The following is a 15,229-nucleotide window of genomic DNA, read 5'->3' on the forward strand; positions in this document are numbered from 1 at the left end:
CTTGCCCGACGTGAACAGTGCCTCTGTGAGCGACAAAGTAGCGATCATCGGCATGGGCTGCCGACTGCCCGGCGGTGCATCGGACCACCGCACGTACTGGCAGAACCTCATGGACGGCAAGGACTGCATCACACCGACACCGGCGGACCGCTACGACGTCACGACGCTCGGCAGCAGATATAAGGAGAAACCCGGACGCCTGATCGGTGGCCGAGGCGGATACATCGACGGTTTCGACGAGTTCGATCCCGGATTCTTCGGTATCAGCCCACGTGAGGCCGACCAAATGGACCCGCAGCAGCGCAAGCTGCTGGAGGTGGCCTGGGAGGCGCTGGAGGACGGCGGTCAGCGGCCCTCGGAGCTTGCCGGAAGCAATGCCGCCGTGTTCGTCGGCGCGTTCACGCTGGACTACAAGATCCTCCAGTTCTCCGACCTGAGCTTTGCCTCACTGACCGCGCACACCGCCACCGGCACCATGATGACGATGGTCTCGAACCGTCTCTCTTACTGCTTCGACTTCCGGGGTCCGAGCCTGTCGATCGACACCGCGTGCAGCTCCTCCCTGGTGGCGGTGCACCTCGCCTGCCAGAGCCTGAACAACCGGGAGACCGATCTCGCGCTGGCCGGTGGCGTCCTGCTGCATGCGGCACCGCAGTACACCATCGCCGAGACGAAGGGCGGCTTCCTGTCGCCCGACGGCCGCTCGCGTACGTTCGATGCCACGGCCAACGGTTATGTACGGGCCGAGGGCGTCGGAATGGTCGCGCTCAAGCGGCTGGACGACGCCGTACGCGACGGTGATCCGATCCACGCAGTGATCCTCGGCACAGGGGTCAACCAGGACGGCCGCACGAATGGCATCACCGTGCCCAGCGCGGACGCCCAGGTCGCTCTCATCCAACGCGTCTGCGCCGGAGCCGGCATCACCCCCGGCGCCCTGCAGTACGTGGAAGCGCACGGCACCTCGACACCTGTCGGCGACCCGATCGAGGCGAACGCACTGAGCCGGGCACTCGCCGTGGGCCGCAGACCCGGTGCCACGTGCTACGTCGGGTCCGTCAAGACGAACATCGGGCACACCGAAGCGGCAGCGGGCATCGCCGGACTGATCAAGACCGTTCTCTGCCTCAAGCACCGCCGTATTCCCCCCCACATCAACCTGGATCGGATCAACACCGCCATCGACCGGGAGTCCTCCCCGTACCGGATCCCGACCGAGCCGACCGCCTGGCCCGAGCACGAGGGCCCCGCGCGGGCCGGGGTGAACGCCTTCGGCTTCGGTGGCACGAACGCGCATGTCGTGCTGGAGCAGGCACCCGAGCGCGAAGCACAGCCGACCGCGCCCGGCGAACGGGCCTGGAATCTTCTTCCGCTGACCGCGCGGACCCCGGACGCCCTGCCGGAGCTGGCCGCGGGCATCCGCCGCGAGCTGGCAGGGGTCCAGGGGTCCGAGGTGTCGCTGCCCGACCTCGGATACACGCTTGCACGCCGCCGCCAGCACCTTGAGTCGCGCCTCTGCGTCGTGTACTCCTCACGGACCGATCTGGACGAGGGGCTCGCCGCCTTCCTGCGGGATGAACCTCACCCCCGGGTGGTCCACGGCAGACAGCTCGACGTCGAACAGCGCCGCCTGGTCTGGGTCTTTACCGGAATGGGGCCGCAGTGGTGGGGCATGGGCCGCCAACTGTTCGAGGGCGATGAGGTGTTCCGGGACGCGGTCACCCGCTGCGATCTCGCCGTCCGCAAGCTTGCGGGCTGGTCCCTGATCGAGGAGATGACATCCGACGAAGCCGGATCGCGCATGGGCGAGACATGGCTTGCGCAGCCGGCCAACTTCGCCGTCCAGGTGGGACTCGCGGCCATGTGGCGTCAGTACGGCGTGCGGCCCGACGCCGTGGTCGGTCACAGCACCGGCGAGATCGCTGCCTTCTACGAGGCGGGGGTCTACACGCTGGAGGAAGCGGTCAGGATCGTGGTGCACCGCAGCCGGCTCCAGCAGAAGCTCACCGGGACCGGCACGATGCTCGCCGTGAGTCTGCCCGAGGAGGAGGCACAGATCCGGGCGGGCGCGTACGGGGACCGGGTGTCCGTGGCCGCGGTCAACAGCCCCTCGGCCGTCACGCTGGCCGGGGACCGGGACGCACTGGCCGAGCTGGCGGACGGGCTTCGCTCCGAGCAGATCTTCGCCAAGTTCCTGACAGTGCAGGTCCCGTACCACAGCGCGGGCATGGAGGCGATCAAGGACGAACTGCTGGCCTCACTGGACGGGCTGGCCCCCCGGGCAGCGACGGTTCCGCTGTATCTGACGAGTCAGGAGGGCACGGCGCACGGCAGTGAGCTGGACGCCGGCTACTGGTGGAAGAACGTCCGCCACCGGGTCCGCTTCCGCTCGGCCGTCGACCGGCTCGCCGACGACGGGTACGGGCTGTTCCTGGAGATCGGCCCGCATCCGGTGCTCGGTCACTCCATCCGTGAATGCCTCGACGGCCGGGGGACGGACGTACGTACCCTTCCGTCGATCCGCCGCCAGGAGAACGAACCGGAGCGCTTCGCCGCCTCGCTGGCAGAGCTGCACAACCTCGGTGTCCCCGTCGCGTGGGACACCCTGCACCCGGTGGGCATTCCGGTGGCCCTTCCCCGCTACCCGTGGAAGCGCGACCGCCACTGGACGGAGCCCGGCCCCGTGGCGCAGGTCCGCCTCGGGCACGCCGACCACCCTCTGCTGGGCCGCCGCACGACACACACCGAACCGACCTGGCACACCACCCTCGACACCGAGCTGCTTCCCTACCTCGACGACCACCGCATCCAGTCCACCGTGGTCTTCCCGGCAGCGGGGTACCTGGAGATGGCCACGCAGGCGGTCCGCTCCCTGACCGGCGGCACTCATGCCGTACTGACGGACATCGAACTCCGCAAAGCGCTCTTCCTGCCCGAGGGCGAGGACCGGGCCGTGCGTCTGACGCTCTCGTCGCAGAACGCGGCGTTCACGATTGCTTCGGCAGGCGAGGGCGAGGGCGACCGGGCAGTGCACGCGAGCGGTGTCGTGCGTTCCGGGCAACCGCGCCCGGCCGGCCCGCCTGTCGATACCGCAGCCCTCCGGGCACGCACCCTGCGTCGGCTGGACGGCAAGGACTGCTACGCGGCGCTGGCCGCCCTGGGTTACGACTACGGCCCCGCGTTCCGGGCCATCGAAGAGGTGTGGATCGGCTCCGGTGAGGTGCTCGCCCGGCTCCGTCCGCCCGCGGTGATCGGCGACGACGCGGCCCGGCACCACATCCATCCCGTGCTGCTCGACGCCTGCTTCCAGTCGCTGCTGACGACGCAGCTCCTCGACGACGACGCGGACCGGCAGACCTCCGGCATCCGCCTGCCCCTGTCGATCGACGAGGTGTGCCTCGCCCCGGTGGGAGACCAGCCGATCTGGGCGCATGCCACGGTGACCCGCAGCGACGGGGACGAGCTCGTCGGGGACATCGCCGTCTACGCGGACAGCGGTGAACCTCTGGGCGGCATCGGTGGGTTCCGCGCAGCCGACGTGGAAAAGACGTCCACGGCGGTCGGACTCGGCACGATCGATTCCTGGCTCGCCGAGACCGTCTGGATCGACAGGCCCTTCGACGTCGCCGAGAACCAGGCCGACTCCGGCAGCCCCGTCTCCACCAGCAGCGACTGGCTGGTGTTCGCCGATCGGCAAGGCGTGGGCGACGCCCTGAGCGTCCTGCTCACCGCGCGCGGCGAGCGCTGCCACCTCGTGCGTCCGGGGGACTCCTACCAGAAGGGGGGCGAGGGAGGGGAATCCACTGTCGTCCCGGGGTCCGCCACGGACCTGGATCAGCTCTTCGCCGACCTGGGTATGGACGGCGAGGACGGCCGGCCGTCCTTCGGTACCATCGTGCATCTGTGGAATCTCGACCTGCCGCACCTTGCTGAGGCCTCGCGGCAGGACCTCGTACGGCACAGCGGCACCGGGACGTACTCACTGATCGCCCTCGCCCGGACGCTGCTCCGCCACGGGACCGACGGCCGGCTGCACATCGTGACCCGCGGCGCGCAGCACGTCGAGCCCGGCGAGACCGTCGAACCTCTGGGGGCGCCTGCATGGGGGGTCGGCCGGGTGCTCAGGCACCAGGAGCTGATCTCCCACCGCGGCAAGCTGATCGATCTGGATCCCGGCCGGCCGGAAGACGAGGGATGCCTGGCCGAGGCGCAGGCATTGCTGCGCGAGATCCTGACCGACGACGAGGAGGAGATCGCGCTGCGTGGCGCCGGCCGCCTCACCGGCAGGGTGCGGCGGGCCGAAGGTCTGACCCGACCCCTTCCGCTGACCCTGCGCGCCGACGCGAACTACCTTGTCACCGGCGCCTTCGGGGCGCTCGGCCGGCTGCTCTGCCGGACACTCGTACGGCGTGGGGCGCGCAGTCTGATCCTGATCGGACGCACCGCCCTGCCGGAGCGCTCCGCCTGGCGCAGTCTCGATCCCGCCACTGCCGATGGCCGTGCCGTGGCCTTCGTCAAGGAGCTGGAGGCGCTCGGGGCGCGGGTCGTCCTGGCACCGCTCGACATCACCGATGAGGCCGCGTTCACGGCCTGGCTCGAAGCTCACCGGCTCACCGACCCGCTGCCGGTCCGCGGGGTGTTCCATCTCGCCGGGCAGGTCCGCGACACACTTGTCGCGGACATGGACCAACAGACGTTCGCCGAGGCCCACGATCCCAAGGCCGTCGGCGCGTATCTGCTGCACCGGCATCTTCGGGACGAACCGCTCGACCACTTCGTACTGTTCGCCTCGATCGCTTCGCTCATGACCACGGCGGGCCAGACGAACTACGCCGCCGGGAACGCGTTTCTGGACGCGTTGGCCCAGCACCGTCGGGCGTTCGGCCTGCCAGGACTCAGCGTCGACTGGGGACCGTGGGCCACCGGCATGATCGAGGAGCTGGGGCTCGTCGACCACTATCTGCACAGCCGTGGGATGAGCTCGCTCGCACCGGACGTCGGCATGGCGGTCCTGGAACGCGTCATCGGCCAGGACCGGGCCCAGTTGCTTGTCGCCACCGTCGTCGACTGGCCGGTGTTCCTGGCCTGGTACCCCTCCCCGCCCTCGCTGGTGGCCGAACTGGCGGCGACGGCCTCAGCCACGACGGTCGACGGGACGAGCGACGGCATCCTCGACACCTTCCGCAATGCGGACGCCACGGAACGCCTCGCCCTGGTGACCCGGCGGTTCACCGCTGTGGCCGCCTCGGTGCTGCGGACGAACCCCGATCAGATCGATCCGCAGGCCGGCCTCAACGCGCTGGGACTCGACTCGCTCCTGGCGATGGAGCTGCGCGCCCGGCTCAGCTCGGAGCTCGGCGTAGCTCCCCCCGTGGTGGCTCTGCTGAGCGGTACATCGGCCGGCGAACTGATCGCACAGCTCCACGATGCCCTGTCCGAGTCGGTGGCGTTGGCAGCCGGCGGTGACGACACGGCGGCTGTGGACGTCTTCGAGGACGAGTTCCGCCATCCACTGACGCAGAACCAGAAGGCCCTGTGGTTCCTCAGGCAGCTCAACCCCGAGGGCTACGCGTACAACATCGGGGGCGCGGTCGAGGTTCGCGTCGCTCTTGACCCCGACCTGATGTTCGAGGCCGTCCGCTGCCTGGTCGCACGCCACCCCGCGCTGCGGACCAACTTCCTCACGGTGGACGGTGTGCCGCTGCAACTGGTGTCGACGGACCGGAGCCCGGACATCGCGCTGTTCGACGTGCAGGGCCAGCAGTGGGAGGAGATCCACCGTACGATCGTGGCCGAGTACCGCAGGCCGTACGACCTGGAGCGTGACCCGCTCTTCCGCTTCCGGCTCTTCAAGCGTGGCCACGACCGCTGGGTGATCATGAAGGCGGTCCATCACATCGTCTCCGACGCGATCTCGACGTTCACCTTCATCGAGGAGCTTCTCGCGGTGTACGAGGGGCTGCGCCAGGGCCGTGCGCCCTCGCTGCCACCGGTCACCGCGCGCTATCTGGACTTCCTCAATGCGCAGAACCGCTTCCTGGCCGGTCCCGCGGCGCAGCGCATGCTCGACTACTGGCGCTCGCATCTGCCGGCCGAGGTGCCGGTCCTGGAACTGCCCGTCGACAAGCCCCGTCCGGCCGTGCAGACACACAACGGGGCATCGGAGTTCTTCGTACTGGACACGGCGCTCACCGCCCGCGTTCACGCCGTGGCCCGCGAGCACGACGTCACCCCGTTCATGGTGCTGCTCAGCGCCTACTACATGCTGCTGCAGCGCTATTCCGGGCAGGACCACGTCATCGTGGGCAGCCCCGTCACCGGCCGGACCGAGCAGGAGTTCGCCTCCGTCTACGGCTACTTCGTCAACCCGCTCCCGCTGCACGCGGATCTGTCCGGCGCGCCTTCAGTCGCCCAGTTGCTGCAACAGGTCCGTACGACCGTGCTGGGCGGCCTGGACAACCAGGAGTATCCGTTCGTCCTGCTGGTCGACGAGCTGGGGCTCCAGCACGACCCCAGCCGCTCCGCGGTATTCCAGGCCATGTTCATCCTGCTGACCCACAAAGTCGCCACCGAGAAGTACGGCTACCGGCTCGACTACATCGAACTCCCCGAAGAGGAGGGGCAGTTCGATGTCACCCTGTCCGTCTACGAGGACGAGGCGGAGCATCGGTTCCACTGTGTTCTCAAGTACAACACCGACCTGTTTCTGCCGGAGACCATGCGGCGGATGGCATCGCACTACACCACCCTCCTGGACAGCATGACCCGGGCGCCGGCCGATCACCCCACCACCCGGCTGGAGATGCTGGGCGCACAGGAGCGTGAGCGGCTGGTCGGTGAGTGGAGCGGTGCCGGGCGCGCCGCCCTGCCCCCTGGAGCAGGGGAGCGCGAGGCGGACGGCGTCCGCCCGGTGCATCAGCTGATCAGCGCGGTCGCCGCCCGGTGCCCGGACGCCGTCGCCGTCACGGTCCCGGCCCGTCACGGGACGGCCCTTCGCCTGACGTACGCGGAACTGGACCGTCGCTCCGGGGAGCTGGCCCGGCGGCTGCGGGGGCTGGGGGTCGGATCCGGCTCGGTGGTGGCGCTGTGCCTGGACAAGTCGTCAGACCTCGTCGTCGCGCTGCTCGCGGTGCTCAAGGCAGGCGGCGCCTACCTACCTGTCCCGCCCGACCACCCGGCCGACCGCGTCGCCCACACCGTGCGGATGGCAGCCGTCACCCTCGTGGTCGTCGAGGACGACGCGGGCCGGGACCGGATGGCAGGACTGCCGGCCGAGACACTCACCCTGCGGGAGCTGTACGAGGCGGACGACGAGCGGGTGCCCGCGGTCGGCGTCGAGGACCTGGCAGGTCTCGACTCACCTGCTTACGTCATCCACACTTCCGGTTCGACAGGGCTCCCCAAGGCCGTCCAGGTCAGCCACCGGAACCTCGCCTCGGCGTACGGAGCCTGGCTCCAGGAATACAGGCTGGACCGTGACGTCCGGGTTCACCTCCAGATGGCGGCGCCGTCGTTCGACGTCTTCACCGGTGACCTGGTGCGCGCGCTTTGCTCGGGCGGCAATCTGGTACTGATCGACCGCGATCTGCTCTTCGACACCGAACGCCTGTACCGGACCATGCGCGAGGAGCACGTCGACTGTGCGGAGTTCGTCCCCGCTGTCGTACGCGGTCTCATGGACCACTGCGAACGCGACGGCCTGCGGCTGGATTTCATGCGTCTGCTGGTCGTCGGGTCCGACGCGTGGAAAGCCGGGGAATACCGAAGGCTGAGCGACCTGTGCGGACCGCACACCCGTCTGATCAACTCCTACGGGGTCACCGAGGCCACCATCGACAGCGCTTGCTTCGAAGGACCCGTCGACGACCTGGAACCCGGCCGGACGGTGCCGATCGGACGCCCCCTGAGCAACAGCACGCTCCATGTGCTCGATCGGCACGGTGAGCCGGTGCCGCCCGGTGTGCCGGGCGAACTGTGGATCGGCGGCGACGGCGTCGCACTCGGCTACGCGGGCGACCCCGCACAGACGGCCCAGCGATTCGTGACCCGGACACTGAGCCGGGAGCCGGGCGCCGAACCCGTACGCCTCTACCGGAGCGGCGACGCGGCGCGCTGGGACGCGCACGGCCGGGTCCATCTGCTCGGGCGGGTGGACGACCAGGTCAAGCTCCGCGGTCATCGAATCGAGATCGGCGAGATCGAGGCACACCTTGCCCAGTGGCCCCAACTGGCCCGAACGGTCGTCACGGTGCGCCCCGACGCCCGGGGAGAAGATGCGCTCTGTGCCTACTGCGTACCGGCGGACGGAGCAGCGCTGGACCGGCGCGCGCTACGCCGGCACCTTGCGGGACTGCTACCCGCATACATGGTTCCTTCGCACTTCATCGCTTTACCGGAACTGCCGCTGACCGCCAACGGAAAGGTCGATGTCGCGGGCCTGCCGACACCCCGGTTCGACGCCGACGACGAGCCGGAGGAGATGCTCGGCACACCGTTCGAAGAGAGCATGGCGCGGCACTGGAAGGAGCTGCTCGGGCTGGAGCGGGTCGGCCTGACTCAAGAGTTCTTCGAGGCCGGAGGCAGCTCCATCAAGCTGATCGAGCTGATCCACCGCCTGCGGCAGGAGTTCGGTGTCGCCATCCCCGTCAGTCTCCTGTACCGGGTCACGACCCTGCATGGAATGGCCGCGGCGATGGAGCGTCTTGCCACCGGCGGCGGCTCGGACGACCTGCCCTGCCTGAGCTTCAACAGCGATCGGGAGCCCACAGTGTTCTGCTTCCCACCGGCGGGCGGGCACGGACTGGTCTACCGGACATTCGCCGCCCAGCTGCCCGAGTACCGGCTGATCGCCTTCAACTACGTCCCCGGCGAGAACAAGGTGCCCCGCTACGCCGACCTCGTCGAGTCCCTCCGGCCCGAGGGCAGATGCCTGCTGCTCGGCTACTCCCTCGGCGGCAACCTCGCATTCGAGGTGGCCAAGGAGCTCGAAGGCCGGGGACGCGACGTCGCCCATGTGATCGTCCTGGACTCGCACCGCATCCTGGAGCCCTATGTACCCGGCCCCGAACACTTCGAGTTCTTCGAGGCGGAACTCGCCGAACACCTGCTCAAACACACGGGGTCGGAGATCGTTGCTCGCGAAACCTTGGATCACGCCGCGGAGTACCTGGCGTTCTGCGCCCGCACACCGAACCTCGGTGTGGTGTCCGCGACCGTCAGCGTTGTCACGGACGAGGAGAAGACAGCGCTGTACGCCGCGGACGCACGCGGCACCTGGCACGGCAGCTCCACCACGGCCACGGCGGTGCTGCGCGGTTCCGGAATCCACGCCGACATGCTCGACCCCAAGCACGTGGCCCGCAACGCCGAGCTGGTGCGCGGCATCATCCAGGAGGGCGGCGCCGATGGCCGGTGACGAGGGCGACGCGTGGAGCGCCCAAGAGCGGGAGACGGACGGCAGGCCCCGTGTCATCGTGATCGGTGCCGGCGTCGCCGGAATGTCCACCGGGTGCTACGCGCAGATGAACGGGATGCGTTCCCGCATCTTCGAAAAGCATGTGCTGCCCGGGGGCTGCTGCACGGCCTGGTCGCGCGACGGCTACATCTTCGACTACTGCATCGAGTGGCTGATCGGCACGGCCGCCGGCAACGACGCCCATCAGGTGTGGCGCGAACTGGGGGCGCTCGATGGCAAGACCATCACCAACTTCGAGATGTTCAACCGAGTCGTCGACGAGACCGGCCGGTCAGTGGTTTTCTACAACGACCCGGACCGGCTGGAGCGGCACCTGCTCGGTCTCTCGCCCGCCGACGCCCGGCTGATCCGCTCATTCTGCCGAGACCTGAGGCGATTCATCGGCATCGAGCTGTACCCGTTCCTCACCGCCCCCGCCCTGCGGACCGTGCGGGAAAGAGCGGCGACGCTGCGCACGGTCCTGCCCGCGTTCCGTCTGTTCTGGCGTACGGCGGCGACACCGATGCACCGGTTCGCCGACCGGTTCCAGGACCCGTTGCTGCGGCGGGCGTTCCGCAACATCTTCTTCCAGGACCCGGAGGGCTTCCCGCTGCTCCCGTACCTGTTCAACATGGCCAGCGCCTATCACCACAACGCCGGTTTCCCGCAAGGAGGTTCGCTGGGCCTGGCCCGGTCGATCGAGGAGCGGTACAAGGCGCTGGGCGGTGAGATCAGCTACCGGGCACGGGTCGAACGGATCCTCGTCGAGGACGGGCGTGCCGTCGGCATCGAACTGCGCAACGGCAGACGGTATTACGCCGACCATGTCGTCTCGGCCTGTGACGGCCACACCACGATCCATGGACTCCTGCAGGGCCGGTTCACCGGTCCGCGGATCGACAAGCTGTACAACGACCTGCTGCATCGTCCGGGCACCCTTTTCCCCGCGGTGGTCTCGGCCTTCGTCGGGGTCCGGGGCGACCTCGGCCCCGACCGGGCGCACAGCACCACGTACCTGCTCTCTTCCGAGGACGCCGCCCAGCTGCCCGGCGCGCTGCAGAGCAGTCTGGTGGTCCAGTTGCGCTCCCACTACTCGGACGGATTCGCCCCGCCCGGACGGTCGGTGGTCCACTGCACCTACTTCAGCGACTTCGCCTACTGGAAGGCGCTGCGCGCCGTCGACCGCAAGGAGTACCGGGCGAAGAAGCACCAAGTGGCCGACTTCGTAAGAAACTTCCTGGAACGCCGCCTGCCTGGCACGGCCGAGCGCATCGAGCTGGTCGATGTAGCCTCCCCGGCGACGACCCGGCGCTACACGGGTAACCACGACGGCTCCATTCTGGCCTGGAAGGCGTTCTCCGAGGCCGACGACATCGCGGCCGAGCTGGTGGGCAAGGACCGGATGCGCCTGCCGGGCCTGCGTGGATTCTCCATGGCCGGGCAGTGGGTCGGCATGGGCGGCTTGATCCGTGCCGCGTCGACCGGCCGCTTCGTCGTCCAGTACCTCTGCGACGAGCTGGGACGCGGGTTCACGGTGTCCGAGAGCCAAGGCGGCGAGCCATGGCATCCCGGAAAGCTGGGCCGTCTGCCGCAGCTCGACAGATGGTCCGCGCGCGGGGACAACCGCACATGAACACCGAGGAGAGCAGGTTCATGGCGCGTTCCGAACGACAGTCGATGATCATCATCGGCGCAGGGCTCGGCGGTCTGTCCACCGGCTGCTACGCCCGGATGAACGGCTATCGCACCCACGTCCTGGAGATGCATGAACTGCCGGGCGGCTGCTGCACGGCCTGGGACCGCGGCGACTTCACCCTGGATCCCTGTGTCAGCTGGCTCCTCGGCAGCGGCCCCGGCAATGAGATGCACCAGATCTGGCTGGAGCTGGGCGCGTTGCAGGGCAAGGAAGTACGGCATTTCGATGTGTTCAACGTCGTGCGCGGCCGGTGCGGCCGGGCCGTCTACTTCTACTCCGACCCCGACCGGCTACAAGCCCATCTGACGGACATCTCGCCGGCCGACTCCGCTCTGATCCGGGACTTCTGCAAGCAACTGCGCGCCTTCCGTAAATGCCTCGCCGTCTATCCGTTCCTCAAGCCGGTCGGGCTGATGCCGACGCTGGAACGATGGCGGATGCTGGCTTCCTTCGTCCCGTACTTCAATGTCGTGCGCAAATCCATCAGCGTACTGATGACCGACTACTCGGCGAGGTTCAAGGACCCCCTGCTGCGTGAGGCGTTCAATTTCATCCTGTACGAGAAGCATCCGGCGTTCCCGGTGCTGCCGTTCCACTTCCAGCTCGCCTCGCACGCGAACCTCTCCGCGGGCGTCCCCGAGGGCGGCTCGCTCGGACTGGCCGAGTCCATCGAGCGCCGCTACCGCAGGCTCGGCGGCCAAGTGACCTACAACGCCAAGGTCGAAAAGGTGCTGGTCGAGGACGACCGTGCGGTCGGGGTACGGCTGAGCGACGGAAGCGAACTGCACGCCGACATCGTCGTGTCGGCCTGCGACGGCCGCACCACGATGATGGATCTGCTCGGCGGACGCTACCTCAACGAGGCCTACCACCGCCTCTACACCCGGACCATCCGTGAACCCGGCATGGTGTTCCCCGGATACTTCACGCTCTTCCTCGGCCTCCGCCGGGACTTCCCCGACGCCGACCCCTGCACGACCTATCTGCTCGACGAAGCGGAAGCGGCGGGCCTGACCGGCATACGTCACCCGAGCATCAACGTCCAGTTCCGCAGCAGGCACTACCCGGAACTCTCCCCGCGTGGAACGAGCATCGCGTACGTCACCTACTTCTGCGACATCGCCCCCTGGCGGGCTCTGGACGAAGGACCGGAGCAGGCGACGCGGACCCGTGGCGGCCAGGAACTCCACACGCTGCCGGTACGTCATGGTCGCGGGTACTACGCGGCCAAGCGGCGGGCCCGCGACGTACTCGTCGCATTCCTGGAACGGCGCCACCCAGGCATCGCGGACGCGATCGCAGTGCGCGATGTGTCGAGCCCGCTCACACAGGTCCGCTACACGGGCAACTACGACGGCACAGTGCTCGGCTGGCAGCCGTTCGTGGAAAGCGGGGAGACGCTGGAGACGCTCATCAAGAAGCACGGCCCCGGCCTGCCGGGACTGCGGAACTTCTACCAGTCCGGCGTATGGGCGACGACGGGCGGTCTGATCCGCGCGGCGGCGGCAGGCCGGCACGTCGTGCAGTTCATCTGCCGGGACGACGGCCGGGCCTTCACCGCGTCCGTCGACGAGAGCGGGCCGCCCCCCACCCATCTGGTCGTTCCGGTGGGGCCCCGACCGGACGCGCGGTCCGTCATTGAGGACCGCGCGTCTCCTGTGGAGAGAAAGGGAATGGGATGAGGGCCAGGAAATGGGTGGTACGTGAGCACATCGAAGGCGTCCCCGACGTCGAGAGGATCTACGGGCTGGTCGAGGAGGATCTCGACGTCGACCTCGCCCCGGACGAGATGCTGCTGAGGACGCGCTACGTATCGGTGGACCCCTACCTCCAGGGCATCGCGCTGGACACCCCCCTCGGCGCACACATGGGCGCCGACTCGATCATGGAGGTGCTGGAAGCGGGTCCACTGGCGGCCCACCGGCCCGGTGATCTGGTGCAGGGGTTCGGTGGCTGGCGCACCCATCTCATCAGCAACGGCGCGGCCACCCCCTGGCAGACCGGGACGTTTCCGATGATCTTTCCCGCTTTCCGCCGCCTGGACCCCTGCTGGTACGACGACGCGCTTCCGCTCCCCACCGCGCTGAGTGTCATGGGCGGTCCCGGTATGACGGCCTGGGGAACCCTCACCAAGTTCATGTCGGTCCGCTCGGGAGACACCGTCGTGATCAGTGGTGCCTCCGGCGCCGTCGGTTCGCTGGTCGGCCAGCTTGCCAAGCTCGCGGGCGCCCGCGTGGTGGGCACCACCTCGACGACGGAGAAGGCGGAGTACCTCGACGAGCTGGGATTCGACGCGGTCGTCGTCTACCGCCACGGGGACAGCTGCGAAGCGGTGCGGGACGCTCTCACCCGGGCCGCACCGGAGGGAGTTGACAAGTACTTCGACAATCTCGGTGGCACGGTGACGGATGCCGTGTTCTCCATGCTCAACGTAGGCAGTCAGGTGGCCGTGTGCTGGCAGTGGGCCACCCAGGTCGGCCGGGAGGTCACCGGGCCACGGCTGCTGCCGTACATCATGTTCCCGCGCACATCCGTGCGCGGCATCTTCTCGCTGGAATGGTTCACCGAGCAGAATTGGCGCGCGCTCCACGATGAGCTCGGCGGCAGGATCCGGAGGGGCGAGGTCCGCTGCGGGCACACCCTCCACCACGGCTTCGAGAACATCCCGGATGCCTATCGGAGCCTCTACCAGGACACGGGAGCGAGCCGGGGCAAGGTGCTGGTCGAGCTCTGACCGCCGTTTCCCCCGAACCCCTTTTCAGCCGGCCCGCCCGGCCGCAGCCCCTCCCGTACCCGTGCAAGCCAGGAGGTCCCGTGCCCCGCTCCGACGACACCCACACGATGACCGGCCCGCCGTCGCTCCCTCTGCACCGTCTGAGGTTCGACCCACCCGGACCGCCCAGGCCCGTTGCGTTACCCGATGGCACTCAGGCCTGGCTGGTGAGCCGGTACGCCGACGTACGCATGGTCCTGACCGACAACCGGTTCGGACGTGCACAGCTCCACGCACCGGACGCCCCGAGCTTGTCGGGCGAATCCGGTCTGGTGGGCAGCCTCGACCTGATGTTCAACCAGGACGGCGAGGACCATCTGCGTCTGCGCCGCACCCTGCGGCGTGCGTTCACGCCGAGGGCCGTCGCCCGCTGGCGGCCCTGGATCGCATCGATTGTGGAGCAGCGCCTGGACGAGCTCGCCGACAGCACGCCTCCGGTGGATCTGGTGGCCCGCTTCACCCTTCCGCTTCCGGTCGAGGTGATCAGCCGGCTGATGGGTCTCGACGCCCCGGCACGGGAACGGCTGCGCCACTGGAGCCAGTACGCCTTCTCCGACGGCTCCCACCCCAAGGAGGAGATGGAGTCGGCGCTGGCGGAGTTCGCCGCTTTCGGAAGCGCGCTGCTGGCCGAGCGGCGAAGCGCGCCGGGCGACGATCTGACCAGCGTGCTCGTCCGGGCGGCCGATGACGAGGGCGGTATCCCGGAGGGGCAACTGGTCGACCTCGTGTGCGGGCTGGTGGTGGGCGGACACGACAGCACGATGACGATGCTCGGCAACTCTTTGCTCTACCTGCTCGGCGAACGGCCGGAAAGCTGGCCCCGTCTCGGTGCGGACGAACAGGACGCCGGGGCGGTGGCCGAGCGGCTGCTGCACCTGGTTCCGCTCGGCGACGACCGCGGGACCGCGCGCCACGCCGCCGCCGATACGGAGGTCGGCGGCGTGACCATCCCGGCGGGCTCGGTGGTTCTCGCCGACTGCGGCATGGCCAACCGCGACCCCGATGTGTTCCCGCCCCGGCAGTTCGCCGACCTGTTCGCACCCTTGGAGGCCCCCACTCTGTCGTTCGGCGCCGGCCCGCACTACTGCCTGGGCGCATGGCTGGCCCGGCTCGAACTCCAGCTGTCCCTGCACCGGCTCGCCGCCCGCTTCCCCGGCCTTCGGCTGGCGCGGCCCGCCGACGGAGTGGAGTGGCGTCGCGGCACCACATCCCGCAGTCCTCAGCGGATCACAGTGACCTGGTAGGAGGGCATCCGCAGCGCCGGCCGGGGAAGCCGGCCCGTGTACGGCCCCGCTGTCGCTGTGCA

The 15,229-nt window shown here is 68.8% G+C and carries 5 protein-coding genes; all 5 read left to right on the forward strand.

The window, feature by feature from the left end; translation table 11 throughout:
- Position 1 precedes the first annotated feature (1 nt).
- The 5 genes from ACIPEK_RS16790 to ACIPEK_RS16810 all read left to right on the forward strand — a co-directional run bounded on the left by ACIPEK_RS16790 (position 2) and on the right by ACIPEK_RS16810 (position 15,167).
- Positions 2-9,415 (forward strand): amino acid adenylation domain-containing protein, encoded by a 9,414-nt coding sequence (locus ACIPEK_RS16790; protein WP_401996334.1) that lies wholly within the window; start codon positions 2-4, stop codon positions 9,413-9,415.
- On the forward strand, positions 9,405-11,087 hold the full coding sequence (locus tag ACIPEK_RS16795; protein WP_401996337.1) for a phytoene desaturase family protein: 1,683 nt from the start codon (positions 9,405-9,407) through the stop codon (positions 11,085-11,087). The genes ACIPEK_RS16790 and ACIPEK_RS16795 overlap by 11 nt, the downstream gene beginning before the upstream one ends.
- Positions 11,088-11,107: 20 nt before the next feature.
- Positions 11,108-12,832, forward strand: coding sequence for a phytoene desaturase family protein (locus tag ACIPEK_RS16800; protein WP_401996340.1), 1,725 nt, complete (start codon positions 11,108-11,110; stop codon positions 12,830-12,832).
- Positions 12,829-13,884: an MDR family NADP-dependent oxidoreductase gene (locus ACIPEK_RS16805; protein ID WP_401996343.1), complete on the forward strand. Its 1,056-nt coding sequence runs from the start codon at positions 12,829-12,831 to the stop codon at positions 13,882-13,884. The genes ACIPEK_RS16800 and ACIPEK_RS16805 overlap by 4 nt, the downstream gene beginning before the upstream one ends.
- 107 nt (positions 13,885-13,991) lie before the next feature.
- Entirely contained in the window at positions 13,992-15,167 is a 1,176-nt protein-coding gene (locus ACIPEK_RS16810; RefSeq protein ID WP_401996407.1) for a cytochrome P450, read from the forward strand.
- Positions 15,168-15,229 lie beyond the last annotated feature (62 nt).

This window comes from Streptomyces sp. NPDC088246 (assembly GCF_044741025.1).
Lineage (GTDB): Bacteria > Actinomycetota > Actinomycetes > Streptomycetales > Streptomycetaceae > Streptomyces.

What these genes read in the sequence shown, in the direction of transcription:
- ACIPEK_RS16795 (WP_401996337.1), top strand. Translation starts at nt 9,405, where the DNA reads ATGGCCGGTGACGAGGGCGACGCGTGGAGCGCCCAAGAGCGGGAGACG.
- ACIPEK_RS16805 (WP_401996343.1), top strand. Translation starts at nt 12,829, where the DNA reads ATGAGGGCCAGGAAATGGGTGGTACGTGAGCACATCGAAGGCGTCCCC.
- ACIPEK_RS16810 (WP_401996407.1), top strand. Translation starts at nt 13,992, where the DNA reads ATGACCGGCCCGCCGTCGCTCCCTCTGCACCGTCTGAGGTTCGACCCA.
- ACIPEK_RS16800 (WP_401996340.1), top strand. Translation starts at nt 11,108, where the DNA reads ATGGCGCGTTCCGAACGACAGTCGATGATCATCATCGGCGCAGGGCTC.